Here is a 22,014-nt window from a genome sequence, read left to right as displayed (position 1 = left end):
ATTACAGCTTTAACCACAAAGCGGGGCGGACACCGCCTGTACATTTGCCATCACTGAGGTTGCCCTTCAATATATTATTTCCTTGGATGCCTATATTGCCGTCAGTCCCAAAGATGTACACGGCTTTTACATTCACTCGGCCAGGCGAACGAAGCCACCACCACCAACTCCATTCTTTCCCCTGAAGCCTTGCTATCCGCTTACTGTTGTTTTCATCTTTTCTTTCAAACCAATATCTTTGATTTTTTCCCCGGTTGTACAGTTTTGAACGGCTATCTCCGAAATATGTGCACACTTCCTCAAGACTTAATAAAAATATACTGTCTTGCGTATCTGCCCCGCCCTTGGAACCATACCAGTGATTGTCGGGATTTTCATTTAACACCGGAGTAATTCTTGATTTATCAGTTGCGTTGAATTTTTCATAAAATTCACCATTAAGATATTTTCTTAATGCGCATTCAGCCCATGTTATATCTTTATAAGCATCATGGTAAGGGCGTTGTTCTATAATATCTTCGGTGATGATTAATGCCGCATTGTTTTGCATGTCAAGCACACGCCAATGATAACCGCCAAATGATAATGATGATCCGATTTTAATATCTTCCATCTTATTCTTAGCCCTTCTCCTTAATAGGAAACAATAAATCAAGCTGTAAATCTTCCATTTTTCCGCCTTTTTGTACAAAATTATAGAAATTCAACGTCTCTTCAAATCCTTGCCCGGCGACCGTTTCCGGCGATATCCAGCGTGGAGATCCCCAGTCATTATCATATTTATCGCTTGCGTTAACCCATTCTCTTAATAAACGCCAATCCTCGAAATCCCATGCCCTCAGCACATGTGCGGCATATAACCCGCCGTCAAAGGTTCGTTTTACTAAAGGCGCGGGTATCTCTAAGTGGTCTGGAATGGACACCCACATCTCATATACATGAGAAGGTTCTCCGAGCACTGCTGCCCCCTTGGAGCAGTCAAAGCCAAAACTCCGGGCATCCGGTTTGATTTTCAGTAATCCGCTTTCTTGTACAAATTTCGTTATCATGTCACCCGCTTTACCCTCGCAGCCTTCTCCTGATGCGTAAGCGGCAGCGACGGTCATCGGCGGAAGGTACACAATCCGTACATCTTTGTCCTCAAGTTTACTAAGCTTCTCACTTGCTTCATTAAGTTGCTCCATTGACTTTTCCTCCTTGAAATTAATCTTGGAGACAGTCAATGAATCTACGATTTCTAATAGGCCTTCATCATCCGGCAGTGCGAATATTGCGCTTCCAAGATTCAGGTGTTCGATAAAGGCTTTAATAACGCTGCGGATAGTGGAGAGCGCGGTAATTTCATCCTCTATTTCGCCAAGGTTACGCTCAAAAGCTTCAATAGCAATACGCGCATCCGCACTTTGCAGAATCTCGGCAATCTGTTTAAGCGGGATCCTCAGTTTGCGTAGAATAATGATCTGACGCAACCGTGTGATGGTTTCGATATCATATACGCGATAAGCAAAATCTTCTTTTTTCAGAGGCGTTATCAACCCGATTTGTTCGTAATATCTGAGTGTCCGGGTTGAAATCGAAAAATATTTGGATACTTGACTAATGGTTTGCAGCTTCATGACTATCCCCCCTTTCAAGATAAGAATGCAGGTTGACGCGACGTTAAAGTCAACAGGAAATTTTATTTAATATATTTCGGATGTAGGGAACCGCACAGGGTACGGATGATTAAGACCCAGGCTTGCTCATGCGGCGAAAACCGGTTGAGAAGAGGACAGGAGCCACGCTCCCTGCCACCAAGGACACAGCATACCCAGCCGCCATCCCGGGCAGGATTCCCCACCAGGCATGAGTGATGGAGAAGAAAAAGGAACAGGTCATCAGCATAAGGGCCGGAAAGAGCAGCATCTTCATCGTTCTGGCGGAGGAGGCTGCTTCCGCCTCCCTTGCCCCGCACAATATCCCCATAAGCGAGCTGCGGAAGAAGAACTTCCTTGACTCGTTCACTCCATGCGACAGCAGCAGCACCAGGCCTAGATACACGATCAGATTAACCGGAAATGGCGGAAAAATTACAGCCGCACAGCCCAGCAAAGTAAATCCGGCATAGGTTCGTAGCTCCTGGCCCCGGAAGAACGATTTAGCCGCCAGCTCCGCCGCACGGTCACCCGGCAGCGAGGAACGCAGCAATCTTCGGCTGCCGCGGAATAGCCATGGCCGAGAGCGCTCCGGCTTCGGGGGAGGTATAGATTGGGACATCAGCAGCGCCGTCAACCGGGTTCTCCCGCGAAGCTCCTCACGCAGCTCGGACTCCAGCCTGCCCCGCAGACGAAGACGAAGGATAGCCAGAACGGCGGAAAGTCCAAGACATCCCAGAGGGATCAGCCAGGACAAGCCTTGTCCCCAGTCCGTCAGAAAATACCATGCCAGGAACGCAGCGGTTACCGTCAATCCCGATAAGGAAATCCAGATCCACCGCTTCCAGCGCGCATGCTTCACCCGAATGAGATGGTCCGTCAGATTGGCTGCGGTCTGGAAGGCGCATAATCCCGCCAGCATCTGCGACAGCTCTCCCCATTCCATAGAAAAGCCTCGTACCAGAATGGGTGCCAGCAACAAGACGATCACGGTTAATTTCACATAGGACGCTAAGCTCCCCGCAATGACTGCCCTCATTATCAGACCGCGCATCCAGCGCCGTTCCTGCCTTAGGAACAAGCTGTCCGCAGGCTCTATGAACAGGATGAGTCCTTTCGAATAATGCAGCAAAAGAAGCAGAAGGCCCGGCACTGCCGCCGCAGGCAATTGCAGGATCCATTCCGGCAAGGCTTCCCGCCATAGGCCGATATAAGCTCTTCCGAGCAGGAGAACTGCGGGAATTCCGATATATAGAAAGACGACCGCATCTATGACAGCATGCAATACGGATGCCTGCTGCCTTACATGATCGAGCCATCTTCTCCAAAATAATCGTGGAACCGTCACGGCAGAAGTCAATCTGTTCATGTCAATCTGTTGAAACACTCGAACAGCGTGCCTCCCGGCATCCCCGCCTTCAAAGCGATCTCCTCCATCGTCCCTGATGCCGCGAGCGAGCCTTCCGAGATCATCAGAAAGTCGCTGCAGATTCGCTCTGCCGTATCCAGAACATGCGTGCATAATAGAATACCGGCTCCGCGGTCACGCTCCTCCTCCAGCAATTCCAGGAAATCATGCGTAGCCCGCGGATCCAGGCCGACGAAGGGCTCATCTACGATATACACATCAGGCTTGCGCAGAAACCCGATCATCAGCATCATCTTCTGCTTCATTCCTTTGGAGAACCCCCCGGGCAGCAAGTCCCGCGCATCGCTCATTCGAAATTTCTCCAGCAGGCGGTTCCCGGCAGACTCCAGCTCCCTCTCATCCATTTCATATACCGCGGCTGCGAGAGACAAATGCTCCCAAAGGGTCAAGGTATCATAGTAAACCGGCTGTTCCGGGATATAAGCATAGGTTCCGCTGCGTCCGTTTCTTTCCGAAAAAACGATGCTCCCCTTTACTTCGGGCAGCAATCCCAGGACCGCCTTGATCGTCGTACTCTTGCCGGCTCCGTTCGGACCGATCAGCCCCGTTAGACTACCGGATCTAACCTGGAATAAGAGCTGCCCGACCTTCGGATTTCCGGGTTCATACCCGGCTTCTTCGATCACTACATCCAGCAAAACGTCTTGCATTCAACCAACTCCATCGCTAGCTTTTATAAAAGGATATCAATTCATTGCAGCGGATGTAAAGTTGCCTTCCTGCAAACCAGCCGTTTGAAGCGCTGCCTGGTCACGCTCTATAATCGGCTTTCTGAACAATAGCAGGGCCAGACCAATCACGGTCATCAAGCCGCCAGACAAAATATAAGCGGGTTCCGGACCAAACATGGTAACCAGATACCCCCCGCATAGAGGACCAATGACAGCAGCTGCGGAGGTTACGCTGGACACGGTGCCAAAGACCCGGCCTGTCATGGCCTCCGGTGTCCGCTGCTGCAACGTAACCTGGAACGGTATGAATGTGAGGCCGGCTCCGAGACCTGCCAGCAGGAACATCGTCATCATAAGACCGGTTCCTATTGTTCCCAGTGCTCCTTGCAAGGTTAAAAGTCCGGCTCCGGCAAACACAAGACCGACCAGCATACCTCCAAAGCTCATCTTGGTTAATGGCGACCATTTGCGTAAAAGACTGTTTACACCTACGGCCAGGAACGTTCCCACGCCGCTGCTGGTGATGCACCAGCCCAGCAAATTCTCAGATACACCGGGAATACCGCGGAACAGAACCACGATCTGGGAGTCGGCGATTTGCAGAACCAGCAAGGCTGAGGCCAGAGTCAGAAGTCCAAAGAAAATCAACGGGATGCCCGCAATAATTTTCAGGCCGGCCGAAACCTCTCTCCAGAATCCTGCTTTTTCCGCTCCTTCTAGGTTCTTAGCCGAGTCTCCCGCTTCCTGAACAGAAGCTGCCGCTCTTTTTCTTGCCGGTACGCCCCATAATGCGATTGCTGAGAGCAGGAACGCAACGGAATTAATCATAAAACACGATGAAAGTCCAAAGGCGGCAGACAGCATACCGCCAAGCGCCGGACCGATAATTTTGCTGCCCTGCTCGATGATTGCGCTATAGGATACCGCCTGTTCAAGCTGATGATGGGGAACAATCTCTTTAATCTTTCCATTCTTGGCCGGAGAGAACATCACATCAAATGAGCTCTTGACAATAAGCAACAGGTAGACCTGCCATAGCTCCGTCACAAAGACCAGTCCTAAAATCAGTACCATTCTGGCTAGATCGGCAATGATCATCAGCCGCTTGCGCTCCACCCGATCTGCAAGCATCCCCGCGAGCGGACCGCCCAGCAGGGTCGGCAGCAGCATACACAGCATGGTCATTGTAATCTGCCATGGCGTAGCGTTCCATCTTAATCCGATCAAGGTCAGCAGGGCCAGCAAATACAGCCAATCTCCCAAATTGGATACCAGCTGTGAGGTAAGCAGCATCACATAGGGACGATTCTTCAACAGACCCTCGCCCGATTTCATCTCATTCTTCATCCTCTTTCTCCACCCACCGTTTCAATTAATATTTCATAACTCAGTTATATAAAATCTTTAACGTCTTGTTATCCGGCGGCCGCAGGATTTGCTTCGGGTTCCCGGGCACGATTATGAACTCGGTCTCCAGAATGAGAAAATGTTCAAAAAAATACATATCTAAAAAAATAAAATCTGCAAATTGTGATAAATTATATTTTTTCCATATTGACACATGTACTAAGATGAACATGAATCTAACTACTTAAATGGATACAGAATATAGAATAAGGCGGGATGAGTATGCTGAAATTGGAAGAACGCGGAACGGATTTGTCATTGCACCTATATCGGGTATTTTCCAAGTCCTTCAAAAGCGTTAACGAACATGCGGTAACCGGAAGCAAAATTCAAGGCTTCAACCCTACGGCATTTGCCGTTATGGAAGTACTTTATTACAAAGGTGCGCAGCCCATTCAACAAATTGGCGCCAAACTGCTGCTTCAAAGCGGAAATGTCACTTACGTCATCGACAAGCTGGAAGCTGCCGGATATTTGCACCGGACTCCAAGCCCGCGCGACCGCCGTGTGATTTATGCAGATTTGACGCCTCAAGGCAGAGAATTAATGGACCAGCTGTATCCGGAATTTTCGGATCGGATTGATTACGCGCTAAGCGGATTGAACGAGGAAGAAAAACAGATCATGATCGAGCTGCTGAAGAAGATGGGCCGTGAGGCTGAGAAGCTGGCTCCCCAATCGAGGAAATAAGCATTCGAATTAGTGCGTGCTGCCACAAGAGTACACTTGGAGCAATCTAGTACAAGAATATGTAAAAAAGCTTGGGAGTTAAGCGCTGGTACTCGCTGAACTCTTCGGCTTTTTTGCTTGGATCCGGATCCGTCCATTCCCTCGCGGTTGCTCCAGCTTCTTCCGCCTTTTCACGTGATTCGCCGCATGGATACCTACGCCAGCAATTTTAATGCCTTTTCGCACTAAAATCACCGCACCAGTACTCACACCGTACATCCCCCGCGAAAAAGGGTGCCCCTAATCATCTACGATGATTGCCGGACACCCTTTGATTAAGATAAATCAATGAGACGGATCCATATCCACCTTGTGCTGGTGATTATGGTTATCTCTTCTGCGCCGGTCGTTTACATCCTGCTGGCGCTGCTGCGCATCCAGGCTGTTCACCGGTGCATCCTCCAGATCATTCACGACACCAGCCAGATTTTTATCCGGCCTATTACCGCTCGTCTTAGCCACTATCCATCCTCCTCATAAGATGAATCTGCAAGTATCCCTGCCGATTAGGAAGGCTTGGTGATCTTGTGCAGCGCTTGGGCACATTCATGCAAATGCCGGACGTAATCTCCGGTCATCTCCTGAATCTTCTCGCTCTGCTCGTTGACCGTCACGCCATCCCGTTCAACATCCACCAGCTCTACTCTAACCTCTCGCTCATCCATATAAGCGCATTGAAAATCAAAGGAGTAAAACTGCCGGCCTGCCGCATCGATATGAATACGGAGCGCCTGCGGATTGCCCTGATCCGGTTCCACCTGGAAGGAGTCTCCGGGATTTAGGTATTCCGGCAGTTGCTGCTGCCAGGCGTGAACAAGTGTGCTCTGATCGAGATTTAAATCTGCTTCTTGATTCAAGGTAACACCTCCCCTTTCCCATTATGGTGCGGAGGACGATGTCATTTTATACGCTAGATTTCCTCTGGTTCCGGGGCCTTGCTTCGCAAGCCAAAAGCAGATACAAGACCTGCCGCCGCTACGACGGCCATTACGATGAACAGAAAGCCCAGGCTGCCGCTCAGCGTATGCTTGAGCTGCTCCCATAGCTCTTGCGGAAGCAGATGTACCTTCTCCGGAGACAACAGATTATTAATGTCATTCTGGGTAATCGGATCCGCCCCCGCCGCAGGTTCAGGCAGACGAGAGGTGATGCCCAGATTAATGAGCATACCGAATACCGTTACCGCGATGGTCTGCCCGATGGACTTCACGAATGAATTCAACGCCGTGGACGCCCCTCGCAAATGGTAATGCACCGATGACTGGGCAATAATCGTAAATACGGCGAATGAAAAACCGAAGCCAATGCCATAAAGGGCATTGAAAAGCATCAGTAAATAAATCGATGTGTGCTCGTTCATAAACGCCATACCAAGCGCAGCCAAAGCGATTATGGCCATACCGATGAGCGAGGTCAACCGCGAGCCTCGGGAGATAATCCACCGAGCACCCAACACCGATCCCAGCATCCAGCTCAGCGACATCGGTGCGAGTACAAGACCGGATATGGTTGCATTTTTACCGAGAACCCCTTGAACCCATAAGGGTAAATATGAAGTCAGTCCAATCAGCAGTGCACTGGCAAGCAGGCTGGCGAGGTTGGAATAGGCAATGTCTCGAATCCGGAACAATTTCAGGGGAACCATCGGCTCCTCAGCCTTGCGCTCCACGATAAAGAACAGCACCAGCGAAATCAGTGCAACTGCGAATATACCGATCAGCAGCGGCGAATTCCAGGCTAGTTGCTGCCCTCCCATTGCCAGGCCGAAGAGTAGTGCGGTTACACCAACAGTAAAGGTTATAGCACCGGGAATATCGATGTTTACTTTGCGCTTTTCTACACGCTCGGTAAAATGCTTCATTATAAATAGAAGAGACAGCAAACCGAACGGAATATTGAACCCGAACACCCACCGCCAGTTAAGCGAGTCCACGAAATACCCGCCAAGCAAAGGTCCGACGAGCGAGGATATCCCCCATACCGAACTGATCCAGCCCTGGACCTTGGCCCGCTCCTCAATCGAGTAGATATCCCCGATAATCGTGAACGTCACCGGTGTCAGTGCTCCTGCTCCGATCCCCTGCACAGCCCGGAACAAAATCAACTGTTCCATGCCCTGCGACAGACCGGATAACAGCGATCCGGCAAGAAATAATACCGATCCAATGATAAATACCGGCTTCCTTCCAAATAAGTCACTTATCTTCCCAAATATCGGCGTAGCCACAGCCATCGTCAGCAAGTAGGCTGTGAAAACCCAGCTTAACAGCTCCACACCGCCGAGGTCGCCTACAATTCTGGGTCCGGCAGGCCCAATAACCGTGCCTTCAATCGCAGCCAAAAAAGTGGACAATAGTAGGCCGATTAAGATGTATTTTCTTTGCAATCCTGAATATTTCATGCTATTAACTTCCTTTCCGCGCACTCCGGCTCAAAGTAACCATTATAGCGAATGCGGATGGAATTGGGAAGTATAAAGCATGGCGGATTAGGTACGGTTGAGCCGCCCGTTCTCCAGATGCCAGCGGATTGTGTATTCCCCGGCAAAAAATTCAGGCTCATGGGTAATCATCAGGATCGAGGTCCCCTCCTGAACAGCTTTTCTGCATAAGGCTGACAGCCTTCCCGCTCCAAGATAGTCCGCTCCGGCCGTGGGCTCGTCAAGGATGATTAGTTTCTTGCCCGTCATGAAGACAGAGGCCGCACTGAGCAGACGCTTCTTTCCGCCGCTTAGCAGGTAAGGAGAGGCATCCTGTTCCAAAGACAGCCCCAACAGTTGAAGAACCTCCTCCGCCCGCTGTATGACCTGCTTAGGCAGATCATCCTTTGCCCGGAGCCGCAATTGACAGCGCGGTTCATATAGCAATTCCTCCATGACGTTAGCTGTGACAAACTGCTGCTCTGGCTGCTGGAACACATAGCCGATCTCCTCGGCGAGCTTGTACAAGGATATCCCTGCAATATCATGCCCCTGCCAAAAGATGCTGCCCGGCGGCAGCGGGAGCAGGCCCAGCAGCAGGCGGGACAAGGTAGTCTTGCCTGAGCCGTTGTCGCCGGTAAGCAGATGCCACTCCCCGGGCTGGAGCTTCAGCGAGACGTCTTCCAGTACGGCCGGAGCATTACGGCCGTACTGGAAGGTTAAGCCGCTGATCTCCAGCAGCGGCGCCGCAGGCGGCTCCATATTGGGGGAGCCGCCGCCAGTCGCGCGGACTCGCAGCTCCGCAGGGAGCAGGCCGAGCTGCCTTAGCAGCGGCCGCTCTTCGCGCAGCAGCGCGTCGCTTGATCCGTCCTGGACGAGGTGTCCGTCCTCGTCCAGGACGATCAGCCGCGTAGCGGCCAGGGCGAGCTCGTCGAGCCGCCCTGTAACCACAAGCAGCGTCCGGCCCTGCCGGTGCAGACGCTGCAGCAGCTCTTGCAGCCGCTTCCTTCCGGCTGCATCCAGGTTCGACGCCGCCTCGTCCAGGACGAGGATCGGCGTCTCCAGCGCCAGCACGGACGCGATCGCCGTCCGCTGGCGCCCGCCGCCGGACAGCTCTGCGATGCTGTCCCGGCGGCGCTCCTCCAGCCCCGCCGCTTCCAGTGCGGCGGCGACCTGCCGCCGGATCAGCTCCGGCGGCAAGCAAAGATTCTCCGGCCCGAAGGCCACCTCGTCCTCTACTCTTCCCAAGACCAGCTGCGCGTCCGGGTCCTGAAAGACGAGGCCGATGGTCCGGGCCGTATCCGCGATCTTGGCATCGGCAGGATCGATGCCGTTCACCATAACCTCGCCGGTTCTCAATCCGCCGCCGGCCCGGGGCAAGTCCCCAACCAGTATCCTGGCTAATGTAGACTTGCCGCAACCACTTGGCCCCGCAATGGTGACCCATTCTCCTGGCTTCAAAGAAAATGTAATTTCATCAAGCACAGGCTTACTGTCTGCCTTATAGCGATAACCTACCCGCTCAAGCCTGAGCGCTTCCTCTGCCGCAGATTCAGATTCCACCGTATTTAGCTCCTCCTGAAGAAGCTTGTCCTTCGCACCTATTTTCATTGCCTATCCTTCCAACGTAGATTTTGCAGCGGCAAAGCGGCGTAATAAACCGCTCTTGACCAGAGCGTCCCCAACTAGCTTCGAGAGAATCCCGGACAGAACAATTCCGCTTACGATTCGTACAACCAAGGCCAAGGCAAGTATATCTCCGCCCCACTTCACATAGCCGAACATTCTAACAGCGAAGAAGAACCAGATCGGCACCAAGGCCCCGCCTGCCAGCATCATTTGAGCCATTCCCCATTTGCGGTAACGGAATACCGCGAATACAGCTTCCGCAACCACCATATAACAAGCAGCTGCCGCAAAGGCGGATGGAATCCCGTATGCCGAGCCCATAAATGACTGGACTACCGCTCCGATTCCGAAGGTAATAACGGCTGTACCCGGTTTGCGAATCAGGTAGCAGGCAAGCATTCCATAGAGCATGTACAGTCCTGTGATCGTGGATGTAGCAATAGGCCCGCCGAGGCCGTTCAATAATTGATTCACCGGTGAAATGTACATCGTCAGCACTCCGTTGGCCGCAGCCAACATCGCCATCATGACGATCTCCGCCGTAGTAAATGCGGAAAACCGGATTCTGTCTCTTATACTCTTCTTCGTTTCTTCTGCACTCATTATTCTCATCTCTCCCGTTTCTAATTGTCAACCTAATTAAAGAATATAAGTTGACAATTAGAATGCGTCAAGACTTTTCTTTTTTCAATCTGCTAAAACATCATCATCACTGACGCAAATATCAAACTTGTAAGCATAATGACATATCCCGATCGTTCTATCCGAACTTCTCTCAGGTAGGTACGGCTTGAATAAGCGCCAAAGCCCTTGGCCTCCATTGCTCCTGCAGTCTGCTCCACACGGCGGATGGCTCCCGAGAATACAGCAACCAGGCTCTCCCGTCGAAGCATCGCCCGCTCCCGAAGTCCGCGGGGAGCCCGTCCAAACCGAAGCTTTCTAGCCTGGGCTTGAATTCGCCCTTCCTTCTCCAGCAGCGGCAGGAAGGCCAGAGCCATCGATACACCATAGACCAATCGATAGGGAAGCTTCAGCCGATTCGCCATGATAACAACGAAATCCTGCGGATCGGTCGACCAAATATAAATAACTGAAGATAAGAACATGCAAAACATACGGAGCGAAATTGCCGCCGCATACGACACCGCCCCGGCAGAAATTGAAAGTCCGGGAAACAGCTGAGCTCCTTCCCCCGGTACACTGATTGCTGTAATCACAAATAACGGGAGTGCAAAGAGAATAATATACCCCATCCGGCCCAACAGCTTCAGCCAACCAATACCTGCTCCATACCGCGCCAGAACCAGCAGTAGTGTCAGCAGCAACAGCAACGGAGCCGGAGTATCCCAATACATCGCCAGCAAGGCGACAGAAAACAAGGCAACGAGCTTGGAGAGGGGGTCCAGCTTATGTAGATTCAATCCTGTATTCATTTCTCTGCCCGCCTTTCACAGGTAGCTTCAATGTGATTTTTTGGTACTTAATTCATAGTCTCTTTTGAGCAAAGAATACATCAATAAGTCCGTAAAGCCTCTCTCTGTCCTCTGATACTCTCGAAGCAAGCCCTCTTCCTGAAAGCCCAGGGTCCGGAGCAGTGACCGCGAGGGAATATTCTCAGGAACCGCCAAAGCCTCAATTCGATTTAACCCCATCGTATGATAGCCAAAGGACAGCAGCATATGCAGTGCCTCGGTCATATAGCCCTTCCGCCAATATTGCCGGCCGAGATCATATCCGATTTCTCCCCGGTAAGCGCCGGCAAGCTCCCACACATTAAAGCCGCAGCTTCCAATCAGTATCCCGGAGGATTTCAGTTCAATTCCCCAGCGTATCGTATCCTCGCTTTCAGACAGCCCATTTAACAAATGGATCAGCTGCCACACATCCTCTTGACCTTCAAAAGGAGGCAAATTCATGTGTTTGACAACCTCCGGATCGCTCCAGTAGCTGAACAGTACCGGCGCATCCTTCCGTCCCATCCTGCGGAGTCTAAGTCTATGGCTCTCCAGGACAGGAATATGTCCGCCGCATTTGTACATGCTTCTCCCCCCCTTATCAAATGATGGTATCCCAATTATATAAACATACAAGCCTTCTTCTCGTCAAAACAGACGAATACAAAAAATATTTTTTTAAATTTTTATTAAAAATTTGTTGAAATAACTCCTAAAAGCAATTGACACCGCCTCTTTAGTGGTTTAAATGTATAAAGGAATCTATTCCAAATTAAGGAGGGAAATTGATGAAGAAAAAAGTCGTTATAGGATTAATGTTAGGTACACTGACGCTTGGGTTTGGATCAGGAGCGCTTGCGGCAACAGGGTTAGAGCCCATTAAAGCGTATCTGAACAGCAAGATTTCTCTGAGAATGAATGGGGAAACCGTGACCGTTAAAGATGCCAACGGCAAGACTGTGTTGCCTATTACCTATGATGGAACAACCTATTTGCCTATTCGAGGACTTGGCACATTGCTGGGAACAGAGATTACGTATGACCACACAACCTCTTCGGTGATCATTGGCGGAAGCAGTGGTTCCGCACCTTCACCGACAGCGGACAGGTTGACGCTAAGCTCTTTGGCGGAAACCGTACTGGGTACCTCTGCATGGCATACCAAAGACCCCAGGGATACATCCTATGACGGCGAAGATTACAAAGATGTTTACCTGAACACCGACACCGTGAAGCAGGGAAAGAGCTTCCAGATCATGACTTCAAACAAATATTCAACGCTGCATCTTGAACTGGCAACGCTTAATGGTTCGCAGGAAATCACAATTATAGATCATAACAATACAATCTTGAAATCACTTACCGTTGCACCGAGTAATGGACTGGTTTCTGTCGATGTAGATGTAGCCGATACAGACTTTATATTTGTGGAGATCGTTGACGCAGATCCAGGGTCTTCCTTATTTGTCCCTTTGACCACATCGTATTTGGTTAAATAGAAGACATTATAGAATAAACGGCATCAAACGATTTAGTAAAAGAACCCTGTACTTTTCAAAGTACAGGGTTTCTTCGTATGTTCACTGCTGTTCACCGTGCCTCCGCTGCGATTCAGAGTCTGATCCATTTCCGCACTAGACTCCCTTTGAAATGTAAATACACCAAATTCTGATTTTCTTAGACAAAAAACGGGGATACTACATATAGCTACAGCATCAGCAGGAAGGAGTGGATATCCGATGATTTACTTGCTAGCCGCCGGATTATGTGTCTCCGTTATACTAATTATCGGCAGTCATTATGGATTCCGACTGATTACTCAGATGAAGCACCAGAGCAGCGAGGGCATTTTCGACTATCTTGAGCATTGCGGCGTGTACAGCAGAGAGAAATTCAAGAGACTGGAGAAAAAAGAGGTGCAGACCACCTCGGTAGACGGGCTGAAGCTAGGCGGTTATTTGGTTGAACCCTATCAGAAAGGGAAGCGGTGGGTAATCCTTGTCCATGGTTATACCGTTTCGCTCTATGTTTCTACACAGTATATTGAGCTGTTTCAGAGGGAGGGCTTCAATCTCCTTCTGATCGACCAGCGGAGACACGGGAAAAGCGAGGGAAAATACACAACCTACGGATACATGGAGAAGCATGATATCGCTGCTTGGGTAGCGTGGATTGTTGATCACTACGGAGAGGATTGCTCTATCGGGCTGCACGGTCAATCTCTTGGCGGCGGTACAGTACTGGAGTACCTTGCCATGGCTGACCATCATGTGAAGTTTGCTGTTGCAGACTGCCCCTATTCAGACCTGACAAAGCTCCTCCGCCATCAGATGAGCGTCTTGAACAAGCTCCCTGCCTTTCCGCTGCTTGGCTTGATTAATCGCCGGATGCATCGCAGTGCCGGATTCCGGATGGAACAGGTCAGTCCCTTGAAGGCCGTACAGAACAGTTCGCTTCCCGTTCTGTTTATTCATGGAACCGAGGACAATTATGTTCCGACCTATATGAGCGAAGAACTCTATGAAGCCAAGCCCGAGCCAAGAAGCCTGTTGCTTGTAAAAGGAGCGGTGCACGGAAATGCCTATGCTGTAGATCCGGTGCGCTATACTAAAGAGGTTCGGCAGTTGATTCAGCTTGCTCTGGAGCCGGAAGCAGAGGACAGCCCAGAGCTATCCGGCATTTCCGTATCCAATCAGCTTTCTGCCCTTCCGAGCGGATAACTCACTGCCCTACCATTTCATGCTGAGCCATGACGATATACGTATCCAGACGCTGGCTCAGCTCGATCACAATATCGCTGCAGAATCCGTTATGTTCTGCAGCGTGAACAAGCTGTGCACGGAGCTGCTCGATCATATCCGACAGCTCGTTGCTTATTTTGGCTTTGGTGACTGGCGGCTTTCTTTTGCCTGTATTCGTAAAGTACGAGACTGTCATAGGATCACCTTCTCTTAGTCTTACAGTCATTGTATCGCATGATGCAAAAAAACATATTATACAATTTACATGAAATATGGTTTTTTTTGACGATTGGTGTAGAAAAAATGCCTGGTATCCACTTTCAAGTGTTGGCCAGGCATTTTGCGATATAAATCAAACCATTCAGTCTCCTTGAGGCGTCTGGTTAACCGTCTTGCACAAATGATCCAGCACGCCCCGAATTTCCTTCATTTCTTCCATACCGGCCCCGGTGATGGAATAGTTATCCTCGTACGAGGTAAGAAAATTCGCGTCTGTCAGCTGCTCCAGTTCCTGCTTGACCTCCCGTTCTCCTACCTTGTAGCCTTGTGATTCGAGAAGAGCCAATGTACCGCTGACCGTGAGCTTCTCCAGCGTAGCTTGGTTCAGCATATGAATACGAATGAACAAATTTTGCACGTCGGCACGCATGCATGTTCCCCCTTCCCTTTCCGGCTTCAATGCTTCGACCTTACGCTACAAAATTACCCTTGAAAAAGTTTGGGGAAACAGCCAAGAGAGCCCAAATAGCGTTATAATAGGAGTTGTATACAAAGGAGGGTTCATTCGATTATGTTTCACACCGGCACTTATGAAGGTACGCGCGAGGAGCGGGAGCAAGCCGCCTTATCCCAGCTTCACGCATTAATTGAAGGGGAGAGCAGCACGACCGCCAATCTGGCCAATGCTTCCGCTCTCCTCAACTTTTATTTAGAGGATATTAACTGGGTCGGCTTCTATTTGTTCGACGGAACAGAGCTTGTGCTTGGCCCGTTCCAGGGGCTTCCTGCCTGCATCCGGATTCCGCTCGGCAAAGGCGTCTGCGGTACGAGCGCAGCACGCAAGGAGACGCTGCGGATCGAAGATGTCCACGCCTTCCCCGGCCATATAGCCTGCGATGCCGCTTCAAACAGCGAAATCGTCATTCCGCTTGTGAAAGACGGGCAGCTTCTCGGCGTCCTTGATATCGACAGTCCGCTAAAGGGCCGCTTTAGCGCTGAGGATGAAGTCTTCCTGGAGCGGTTTACCGACCGTTTGACGGAGTCTTTGCAATCTCCGCTGACATTGTTCTAGCTCCTAGAAGCAAAGTTTGGGTGCCCCTGTGTCCAGAAGTAAAGTCATGGATGATCAGGGACACCTTCTGGAGTGAGAATTCACCCTGAGAGGTACCTTTCACCTTGAGGTGCAGAAAAAGGCGTGCAATTAGCATTAAATTTGTAAGCACGGGTGCCGTATTCGATTTTAATGCTGAAAGGCATTAAAATTGCTAACGTGGGTGATCGCACGACATTTTTAATGCTGAAAGGCACTAAAATTGCTAACGCGGGTGATCGCACGACATTTTTAATGCTGAAAGGCACTAAAATTGCTAACGTGGGTGATCGCACGACAATTTTAATGCTGAAAGGCACTAAATTCTCCAACGTCGGCATTCATGCAGCAAATTAAGCGCGTTGTATCGGGCAAACAAGACCAAGGAGCTGAGCGAGAATTGACCGCTTAGCTCCTTAGTCTTGTTATAATACTATTCCATTTTGTTTCTATGGGTATTTCAAGTTTTCTTTAGAACATCCCATTCTTTTCTCCATCCCCGAGGAAAACCTGTGATGTAAACCAAACCGCTTATCCCGCTCAGCTCATTACTCTCCCGGCTTGCGGATAATCTCCATCCCTTCGACATGGCGTTTTCCCATAAGATGCCTCTTTTTTCGATTCTCCTTCGTATCGAAAATGATATCCATATCATAATCCTCCGGATACAGTGCCTCCTTCTTCAGATAAGGCTTCAGCCGCTTCCAGTTCATCTTCATGCGCTGCCGCTGAACCATAATCCCCACCATTCCGCGATGATCCTCTGCTTCGGTCACGATTCCGATCTTTCCCAAGGCTGGAATCTGTACCGCATCCCCCACTTCAAAGACCGGTCTGGCGGTTTCATGAACAGAAGGGTGAAACTCCTGATCCGTTTGCTCTTGCTCACGGTCTTGCACAGGCTCTTCCTCTTGCTCCTCCTCTTGCTCCTCCACTCTGTCGTGCTGAAGATTGTTGTTCTCTTCTAAGTTCGCGTCCATGTCCCCGGTATCCGTCTCTGTCTCCATATCCATGAGTATCGTGCTATGCGAAGAATTGCTATGAACGGGCGTTACAACCAGCTCACGGGAACGAGTGATAATTCCCTCCGGAATTCCCAGCTTGCAGGCAATATCGATCGCATAGCTCTGGCCGGCCAGCCCGATTGTCAGCCGGTACAGCGGCCTGAGCGTCTCCGCATCAAATTCCATACGGGCATTCTCAAAGCCTGACGCACGGGATGCAAAGGTCTTCAGCTCATTAAAATGGGTCGTTACCAGAACGGTAGAGCCTTTACGTCTGAACTCTTCAAGAATAGCAACCGATAAGGCAATGCCCTCACCGGGATCGGTTCCCGCGGCGAGCTCATCAATGAGTAACAGGCTGCCCGGTCCTGCCTCCTGAAGCATCGCCGCCAAGCTGTGAATTTGAGCCGAGAAGGTGCTCAGCGATTGCTCGAGATTCTGCCCGTCGCCGATTACCGCCATGACCTCTCGATAAACTGAGAAGCGACTGCCCGGCAGAACCGGGACCAGCAGACCGGATTGCACCATCAGTGCAAGCAATCCCAAAGTCTTCAGAACAACCGTCTTTCCGCCGGTATTCGGTCCGGTGATAATGAGCGCTTTATAGTGCTTCCCAATGGAGAGATCCAGCGGAACCATGACATCGAGAAGCTTTGGATGCCTTGCCCCGCGCAGTACCGCCTCTCCGGAATCATTCAGAATGACCGGCACCGCATCCATGGATGCGGCATACCTCGCTTTAGCAAAGATAAAGTCACACAGGCTTGTAATCTCAATATTACGCTTAATCGTATCTGCCTCCTGCTCTACCAGCTCCGTCAGCATTCCGAGAACCTTTGCTTCCTCTCGCGCTTCCTCTCCAAGCAGAACCTCCAACTCTCCTTGAAGCGCAGCGATTTCATCGGGCTCAATGAATACGGTCTGTCCGCTCGTAGACTGGTCGAGCATCCTTCCCTTTACCTGCTTGTAGAATTCCCGCTTGATCGGAACAACATATCTTCCCCCCCGTTGACTGATAATGTTCTCTTGAAGAATGGAGGCATAGCGCGACATGAAGCCCTGAATCTTCTTGCTGATCTTCTCCTTCGCCATCTCCATTCTGCGTCTTACCTTCTCAAGCTCCCTGCTCGCTTCATTGGTTACCTCTCCATGCCGGATACATCGATTAATCTCTTGTCTAAGGGCAGGCAAATCGCGAAGAGAAGCCGCGTGAATACCGATCTGCCAAGCGGCCTCCCCCTTGGACTCAATATATTTCCTCAAATGTCCGCAGCTCTGAAGAAAAACCTGTACAGCGGTCAGATCCTGTTCTGAAAAAAGGTAGCCTGTGCCGAGGAGCGAAGCAACCACTTCGATGCCTTCGAGCGAGGGAAGTGGAACACTCGAACCCCGCTCCACGAGAAGCAGCGCCTCGGCGGTCTCTTGCATTTCTCGCTCGATCCTCCTTCTGTCGCTCATAGGAGCAAGCTTAGCAATTCTGTCCCGACCGGCGTAAGTGACCGCGAAGGCCATCAAATCCTGCTTCATACTCTCATACTCAAGCATGTGTAACGTAAATTTCTCCATTCGTATTCCCTCCTAAGGGTATAAAAATAGGGCAAAAGACAGCACGAATGCCATCCTTTGCCCTTGTGTCTCCTGTATATGCTTCATTCCGGACGCTTACAGCAACAAAAAAAGCCGTGCTGGAAACAGCACGGCTTCGGATATCGGTCCGATTAAGCATACAGCGATCAAGCGCTATCGATGCTTTGCGTGTGTTCTTAACTAATCACAGAACCGAAATTGGGTAATTCAAAATAAGGCTGCTTGGTTCCTTTTCAAAAAAAGAAGCCATGCCTCGCCATTTGCTCCAAAATCAGCTCGTATGAAATTACTTAGTTAAGAACGCTCACCGTCATCAATAGCTCTCCCTATCACTTAGGATACATTGAATTTACCAAATATTGAGACCACATGTCAATAACCCCGCAGGATCATGGTATAGCATAGTTTTTCTTGGAATAACTTGCTAAATATGTGATTTGGTTTATTTTATTCTTGGTTTGATTTCATGTATTATATGAGAAGTGTTTACTTAGAGTTTACGTAGAGATAAAACGAAAGGAAGGGACATACTGTGATTGCAGCAAATCGAACCTGGCTTGGAAATACGAAGCCCTTTGTCTTTTTCACAATAATTATGATTTTAAAAACCTATCTTACCTGGATCTCCATCTTTGACGGAGTACCGCCATGGGGACCGCTGCTGAGAGAACTGCCCTTCATCTGGGTGCTCTTCTGCCTGATCGAAATGTTCTCGTCCAAGCGTAAGATCGGAATTTATGTGGCTGTTAATTTAACGGTGACCGCCATCTTTTTCGCAGCAATTATGTACCATAAATACTATGGCGTCATTGTCACCTTTCACGCCCTCCAGCAGGTCAACCAGGTAACCGCCGTCAAGAACAGTGTATTTTCTCTGCTGGCTCCTTATTATTTGCTGATCTTTCTGGATATCATTGTTCTCTCCTTCTGGCTGTTCCGTAAGAAACGGGCGGAGAAGCTGAGAGCCTTCTTTAATCTGAAAAAGCTTAATAAAGGCTTTATTGCAGTTGTGTTTGCAGCTTCCCTGGCACTTTGTCTATTTAATGTATGGCCGAACCGGGCTAGCATGAACGAGATCAAGCAGGCCGAACAAATGGGCATTCTGAATTATGAAACCTATGCGATCGTATCCTCAACGAAGCAAGAGGATCTTGTAGACAAGAATCAGATTACTCAGGCGAAAATCGATAAGCTTAAGGCAAGCACACCGGCTATCGATGTGAAGTATGCAGGAGCCGGTCAGGGCAAGAACCTGATCATTATCCAAATGGAGTCCTTTCAAAATTTCCTGATCAACTTGAAAATCGACGGTCAGGAGATTACGCCGGTCATGAATTCACTGGCGAAAGACAATTTGTATTTCAAGCACTTCTACCAGATGGTTGGGCAGGGAAATACATCCGATGCTGAATTCGTGGTGAACACCTCATTCTATATTCCATATAATGAGGCGGCAACCCAGAACTACCCTGACAAGGATCTTCCAAGTTTACCGAAGCTGATGAAATCAGCCGGGTATGATACGGCGACCTTCCATACCAATGTCGTTGATTTCTGGAACCGCGGCGCGCTCTATGAAGCATTGGGATTTGACCGTTATTACGATCAGGAGTTCTTCGGTGATGAAGACACGGTTTTCTTCGGCCCTTCTGACGAGGTCTTGTATAAAAAGACGGCTGAGGAACTGAACAAGATGCAGGATACAGGCACACCGTTCTATTCCCATGTCATTTCCATGACGGCGCATCATCCATTTACGCTGCCGCATGAGAAGGATTTGATTGAAATGCCTGAACGCTACCAGGACAACATGGTCGGTGATTATATTCGTGCCCAGAACTATGCGGATCATGCGCTTGGGGAATTCATTCAAGATTTGAAAGACCGCGGGATTTGGGATAACAGCGTAGTCATTATTTATGGGGATCATCTTGGCCTGCCGATGTACTCCCTTGATAAACACGGTCTGGAGCTGATGAAAGAGATCTACGGTCGGGATTACGGCTATATCGACATGATCAACATCCCGCTTATCGTCTCGATTCCAGGAGCAGAGCCTGCCGAACTGGATCATGTTGGCGGTCAGGTCGACATTCTTCCTACCGTAGCCAACATTTTGGGATTATCGCTGGATCAGCATCTGCATTTCGGCCAGGATATCCTGAATCATGCATATAACCTGCTTCCACAGCGCTATTATTTGCCTTCCGGTTCCTTCCTGAACAATAAAGCACTGTTCATGCCAGGAATCTGGTATGAGGATGGTACGCAATATCCGTTCACCGAGGAGGCTGTCAGTCAGGCTCTCACAACCGAGAACGAATATAACAAAGCGCTTGAACTGCTCCGAATGTCTGACAGCTACGTGCAGCAGCTGCCGGATCGGGTCAAGGAAGAAGATATCACAGAATAAAGTATGAGCGAAAAAGCGGACAAACAACAAAGTTGGACGGAAAACCTTGCGTTTTCTCGTCCAACTTTTTATTTTGGGGACTATAGGTCTGCCCTGTTTTTTTAGATCGCAGGGCTTGGAACACACTCCGATTTACAAGCATCATCACTTTCATATTCCCGCTGCAAATCTGCTTCCTTCAGCCGAAGGCATTTGCGCTGTCTCCAGCGGAAATACGATAATACACCGCGAATATATTCATCACTAATCATACTGAGATAAATCGCCACAATTCCAAATCCGAACCAGACGCCGAACAGATAAGAACATCCGGTCGCGACCACCCACATGAAGATGAGGGAAATATTCATGGTATAGCGGGTATCTCCGACGGCATTCAAGGAGTTCCCGATCGCCATATTCACCATTTTACCCGGTTGAAGCAGCAGATTGAGCCATAAAAGAACCGTGCAAAGGCTTAAAATATCCTGATCCTGGGTAAACAGCTTCATAATATGCTCTCCGAACAATACAAGCAGAAAAGCATTCACGATAACTAAGGGGAGTCCAACCTTAAGCACCCTGAAGACAGCGCTGTATGCCTCCTTGGTCTTTCCCGCTCCGAACAAATGCGCAATCTGGATCTGCACAGCCAAAGCCAGCGAGAAGCCGAGCAGGAAGCAGAAGGATTCTAATGTATTCATGTAGGTCCTCGCTGTCAGTTCGGTCGTCCCGAGAATCGAGAGAAATGAAAAGATCGCCAATTGGGAAAATACCCAGCTAGCCGAGTTAACCCCCAACGGCCAGCCGATCTTGAGTATTTCTTTGAACAGCAGCCGATCGAAGACGGAGAAGTCGCGCGGCAAGATTTTCCGGACAAAGGATCCAAGGAAAATGAACAGCAGCACGAGCGTCGCCAGCAAGCGGCAGACCACAGTCGAAATGGCAACACCTGTCAGTCCCAGCTTGGGCAATCCCAGCTCTCCGAATATAAAACCATAGTTCAGGATGATATGAAGCACGTTCATCCCAATGGCTGTCATCATCGGCCCTTTTGTATTGCCGGTATTCCGAATCGCCGTGCTGAGGACCGCCATCATCGCTGTCAGGATCATGCCTCCGCCAACAATAGAGATATAAACCTCTGCCAATGGAAGCAATTCTGTCGGCAGCTGCAGCATTGCTGCAATTTGACGCGGCGCGACAATTAATATAAGGCTGAGAAAAAGACCGATTGCCGCGGTCACGTTAAAAGCGATGATCGCCACGGTACGCGCTTCCTCTTCCTTGCGGGAACCGATTTTCTGGGCTATAACAATCCCTGCCCCGCTGGCAACCGTAGCAAACAACGTCATAAGCGCATTAAACAGCTGATTGGAGAAGCCGACTACCGCTACTGCGTTATCAGAAATCCGGCTGACCATGAGCGTATCGACGGCCCCCAGCAAAAATTGCAAAAATTGTTCAATAAAAATCGGCCATGCAAGCATCCATAGGGAAAATTTGTTACCCTTTCCTTCTTGATGTTCCATCATAATTTCAACCTCCTGTGAAAACGGTAAGACATTCCCTGCCGTATCTCTCTTATCTTATTAGCATGAATCACATT

The 22,014-nt window shown here is 49.7% G+C and carries 22 protein-coding genes; 6 read left to right on the top strand and 16 right to left on the bottom strand.

The window, feature by feature from the left end:
• Position 1 precedes the first annotated feature (1 nt).
• From KQJ23_RS17130 to KQJ23_RS17110, 5 genes are all read right to left on the bottom strand, one after another.
• Positions 2–613, bottom strand: a complete 612-nt coding sequence (locus KQJ23_RS17130; RefSeq protein ID WP_216480134.1) for a DUF6273 domain-containing protein — start codon at positions 611–613, stop codon at positions 2–4.
• A 7-nt stretch (positions 614–620) separates the two neighbouring features.
• Positions 621–1,616 (bottom strand): MerR family transcriptional regulator, encoded by a 996-nt coding sequence (locus KQJ23_RS17125; protein WP_216480133.1) that lies wholly within the window; start codon positions 1,614–1,616, stop codon positions 621–623.
• Between the two features lie 109 nt (positions 1,617–1,725).
• Positions 1,726–3,003, bottom strand: a complete 1,278-nt coding sequence (locus tag KQJ23_RS17120) for an ABC transporter permease (RefSeq protein ID WP_216480132.1) — start codon at positions 3,001–3,003, stop codon at positions 1,726–1,728.
• Positions 3,000–3,713, bottom strand: a complete 714-nt coding sequence (locus KQJ23_RS17115; RefSeq protein WP_216480131.1) for an ABC transporter ATP-binding protein — start codon at positions 3,711–3,713, stop codon at positions 3,000–3,002. Before KQJ23_RS17115 ends, KQJ23_RS17120 begins: the two co-directional genes overlap by 4 nt.
• Positions 3,714–3,749: 36 nt before the next feature.
• Positions 3,750–5,081 carry an MFS transporter gene (locus KQJ23_RS17110; protein WP_216480130.1) on the bottom strand — a complete coding sequence of 444 codons (1,332 nt, stop codon included), beginning with the start codon at positions 5,079–5,081 and terminating at the stop codon, positions 3,750–3,752.
• 282 nt (positions 5,082–5,363) lie between these two features.
• Between KQJ23_RS17110 and KQJ23_RS17105 the strand changes: the two genes are divergently transcribed.
• Positions 5,364–5,831 carry a MarR family winged helix-turn-helix transcriptional regulator gene (locus KQJ23_RS17105; RefSeq protein WP_216480129.1) on the top strand — a complete coding sequence of 156 codons (468 nt, stop codon included), beginning with the start codon at positions 5,364–5,366 and terminating at the stop codon, positions 5,829–5,831.
• Positions 5,832–6,155: 324 nt separating this feature from the next.
• Here KQJ23_RS17105 and KQJ23_RS17100 read toward each other — a convergent pair whose 3' ends face one another.
• The 7 genes from KQJ23_RS17100 to KQJ23_RS17070 form a co-directional block, all read right to left on the bottom strand.
• The gene (locus tag KQJ23_RS17100) at positions 6,156–6,332 is read right to left on the bottom strand and encodes a hypothetical protein (protein WP_216480128.1); all 177 of its coding nucleotides are present in this window, start codon (positions 6,330–6,332) and stop codon (positions 6,156–6,158) included.
• Between the two features lie 44 nt (positions 6,333–6,376).
• Entirely contained in the window at positions 6,377–6,727 is a 351-nt protein-coding gene (locus KQJ23_RS17095; protein WP_216480127.1) for a hypothetical protein, read from the bottom strand.
• Between the two features lie 53 nt (positions 6,728–6,780).
• Complete coding sequence (locus KQJ23_RS17090) at positions 6,781–8,271, bottom strand: MDR family MFS transporter (protein ID WP_216480126.1); 1,491 nt, start codon at positions 8,269–8,271, stop codon at positions 6,781–6,783.
• Between the two features lie 87 nt (positions 8,272–8,358).
• Complete coding sequence (locus tag KQJ23_RS17085) at positions 8,359–9,900, bottom strand: ABC transporter ATP-binding protein (RefSeq protein ID WP_216480125.1); 1,542 nt, start codon at positions 9,898–9,900, stop codon at positions 8,359–8,361.
• A gap of 3 nt (positions 9,901–9,903) precedes the next feature.
• Entirely contained in the window at positions 9,904–10,521 is a 618-nt protein-coding gene (locus KQJ23_RS17080; RefSeq protein WP_216480124.1) for an ECF transporter S component, read from the bottom strand.
• Between the two features lie 92 nt (positions 10,522–10,613).
• Positions 10,614–11,351, bottom strand: a complete 738-nt coding sequence (locus KQJ23_RS17075) for an energy-coupling factor transporter transmembrane component T family protein (RefSeq protein ID WP_216480123.1) — start codon at positions 11,349–11,351, stop codon at positions 10,614–10,616.
• A gap of 27 nt (positions 11,352–11,378) precedes the next feature.
• A complete protein-coding gene (locus tag KQJ23_RS17070) occupies positions 11,379–11,957 on the bottom strand; it encodes a GNAT family N-acetyltransferase (protein ID WP_216480122.1) in 579 nt (192 codons plus the stop codon).
• A gap of 203 nt (positions 11,958–12,160) precedes the next feature.
• Between KQJ23_RS17070 and KQJ23_RS17065 the strand changes: the two genes are divergently transcribed.
• Complete coding sequence (locus KQJ23_RS17065; protein ID WP_216480121.1) at positions 12,161–12,871, top strand: copper amine oxidase N-terminal domain-containing protein; 711 nt, start codon at positions 12,161–12,163, stop codon at positions 12,869–12,871.
• A 240-nt stretch (positions 12,872–13,111) separates the two neighbouring features.
• Positions 13,112–14,092: an alpha/beta hydrolase gene (locus tag KQJ23_RS17060; protein WP_216480120.1), complete on the top strand. Its 981-nt coding sequence runs from the start codon at positions 13,112–13,114 to the stop codon at positions 14,090–14,092.
• A 1-nt stretch (position 14,093) separates the two neighbouring features.
• Here KQJ23_RS17060 and KQJ23_RS17055 read toward each other — a convergent pair whose 3' ends face one another.
• On the bottom strand, positions 14,094–14,309 hold the full coding sequence (locus tag KQJ23_RS17055) for an aspartyl-phosphate phosphatase Spo0E family protein (RefSeq protein WP_216480119.1): 216 nt from the start codon (positions 14,307–14,309) through the stop codon (positions 14,094–14,096).
• Between the two features lie 165 nt (positions 14,310–14,474).
• On the bottom strand, positions 14,475–14,762 hold the full coding sequence (locus KQJ23_RS17050) for a hypothetical protein (protein WP_212940108.1): 288 nt from the start codon (positions 14,760–14,762) through the stop codon (positions 14,475–14,477).
• A gap of 141 nt (positions 14,763–14,903) precedes the next feature.
• On the opposite strand from KQJ23_RS17050, the gene KQJ23_RS17045 reads away from it, so the two are divergent.
• Together KQJ23_RS17045 and KQJ23_RS17040 are read left to right on the top strand one after the other, a co-directional pair.
• Positions 14,904–15,404: a GAF domain-containing protein gene (locus KQJ23_RS17045; protein ID WP_216480118.1), complete on the top strand. Its 501-nt coding sequence runs from the start codon at positions 14,904–14,906 to the stop codon at positions 15,402–15,404.
• A 153-nt stretch (positions 15,405–15,557) separates the two neighbouring features.
• Positions 15,558–15,779: a hypothetical protein gene (locus KQJ23_RS17040; RefSeq protein ID WP_216480117.1), complete on the top strand. Its 222-nt coding sequence runs from the start codon at positions 15,558–15,560 to the stop codon at positions 15,777–15,779.
• Between the two features lie 191 nt (positions 15,780–15,970).
• Here KQJ23_RS17040 and KQJ23_RS17035 read toward each other — a convergent pair whose 3' ends face one another.
• Entirely contained in the window at positions 15,971–17,992 is a 2,022-nt protein-coding gene (locus tag KQJ23_RS17035; RefSeq protein WP_216480116.1) for an endonuclease MutS2, read from the bottom strand.
• 553 nt (positions 17,993–18,545) lie between these two features.
• Here KQJ23_RS17035 and KQJ23_RS17030 point away from each other — a divergent pair.
• Positions 18,546–20,426, top strand: a complete 1,881-nt coding sequence (locus tag KQJ23_RS17030) for an LTA synthase family protein (RefSeq protein ID WP_346779421.1) — start codon at positions 18,546–18,548, stop codon at positions 20,424–20,426.
• A 101-nt stretch (positions 20,427–20,527) separates the two neighbouring features.
• Here the strand turns inward: KQJ23_RS17030 and KQJ23_RS17025 are convergent, their stop codons facing one another.
• Positions 20,528–21,940: an MATE family efflux transporter gene (locus tag KQJ23_RS17025; protein ID WP_430522312.1), complete on the bottom strand. Its 1,413-nt coding sequence runs from the start codon at positions 21,938–21,940 to the stop codon at positions 20,528–20,530.
• Positions 21,941–22,014 lie beyond the last annotated feature (74 nt).

It is taken from the genome of Paenibacillus brevis (assembly GCF_018919145.1).
In the GTDB taxonomy this organism is placed as follows: domain Bacteria; phylum Bacillota; class Bacilli; order Paenibacillales; family Paenibacillaceae; genus Fontibacillus; species Fontibacillus brevis.
This window is presented reverse-complemented; position numbering and strand designations above follow the sequence as displayed.

Bases quoted from the DNA above. Each gene is read 5' to 3' on its own strand.
- KQJ23_RS17130 (WP_216480134.1), bottom strand. From the start codon at position 613: ATGGAAGATATTAAAATCGGATCATCATTATCATTTGGCGGTTATCAT.
- KQJ23_RS17125 (WP_216480133.1), bottom strand. From the start codon at position 1,616: ATGAAGCTGCAAACCATTAGTCAAGTATCCAAATATTTTTCGATTTCA.
- KQJ23_RS17120 (WP_216480132.1), bottom strand. From the start codon at position 3,003: ATGAACAGATTGACTTCTGCCGTGACGGTTCCACGATTATTTTGGAGA.
- KQJ23_RS17115 (WP_216480131.1), bottom strand. From the start codon at position 3,713: ATGCAAGACGTTTTGCTGGATGTAGTGATCGAAGAAGCCGGGTATGAA.
- KQJ23_RS17110 (WP_216480130.1), bottom strand. From the start codon at position 5,081: ATGAAGAATGAGATGAAATCGGGCGAGGGTCTGTTGAAGAATCGTCCC.
- KQJ23_RS17105 (WP_216480129.1), top strand. From the start codon at position 5,364: ATGCTGAAATTGGAAGAACGCGGAACGGATTTGTCATTGCACCTATAT.
- KQJ23_RS17090 (WP_216480126.1), bottom strand. From the start codon at position 8,271: ATGAAATATTCAGGATTGCAAAGAAAATACATCTTAATCGGCCTACTA.
- KQJ23_RS17085 (WP_216480125.1), bottom strand. From the start codon at position 9,900: ATGAAAATAGGTGCGAAGGACAAGCTTCTTCAGGAGGAGCTAAATACG.
- KQJ23_RS17080 (WP_216480124.1), bottom strand. From the start codon at position 10,521: ATGAGTGCAGAAGAAACGAAGAAGAGTATAAGAGACAGAATCCGGTTT.
- KQJ23_RS17075 (WP_216480123.1), bottom strand. From the start codon at position 11,351: ATGAATACAGGATTGAATCTACATAAGCTGGACCCCCTCTCCAAGCTC.
- KQJ23_RS17070 (WP_216480122.1), bottom strand. From the start codon at position 11,957: ATGTACAAATGCGGCGGACATATTCCTGTCCTGGAGAGCCATAGACTT.
- KQJ23_RS17065 (WP_216480121.1), top strand. From the start codon at position 12,161: ATGAAGAAAAAAGTCGTTATAGGATTAATGTTAGGTACACTGACGCTT.
- KQJ23_RS17060 (WP_216480120.1), top strand. From the start codon at position 13,112: ATGATTTACTTGCTAGCCGCCGGATTATGTGTCTCCGTTATACTAATT.
- KQJ23_RS17055 (WP_216480119.1), bottom strand. From the start codon at position 14,309: ATGACAGTCTCGTACTTTACGAATACAGGCAAAAGAAAGCCGCCAGTC.
- KQJ23_RS17050 (WP_212940108.1), bottom strand. From the start codon at position 14,762: ATGCGTGCCGACGTGCAAAATTTGTTCATTCGTATTCATATGCTGAAC.
- KQJ23_RS17045 (WP_216480118.1), top strand. From the start codon at position 14,904: ATGTTTCACACCGGCACTTATGAAGGTACGCGCGAGGAGCGGGAGCAA.
- KQJ23_RS17035 (WP_216480116.1), bottom strand. From the start codon at position 17,992: ATGGAGAAATTTACGTTACACATGCTTGAGTATGAGAGTATGAAGCAG.
- KQJ23_RS17025 (WP_430522312.1), bottom strand. From the start codon at position 21,940: ATGATGGAACATCAAGAAGGAAAGGGTAACAAATTTTCCCTATGGATG.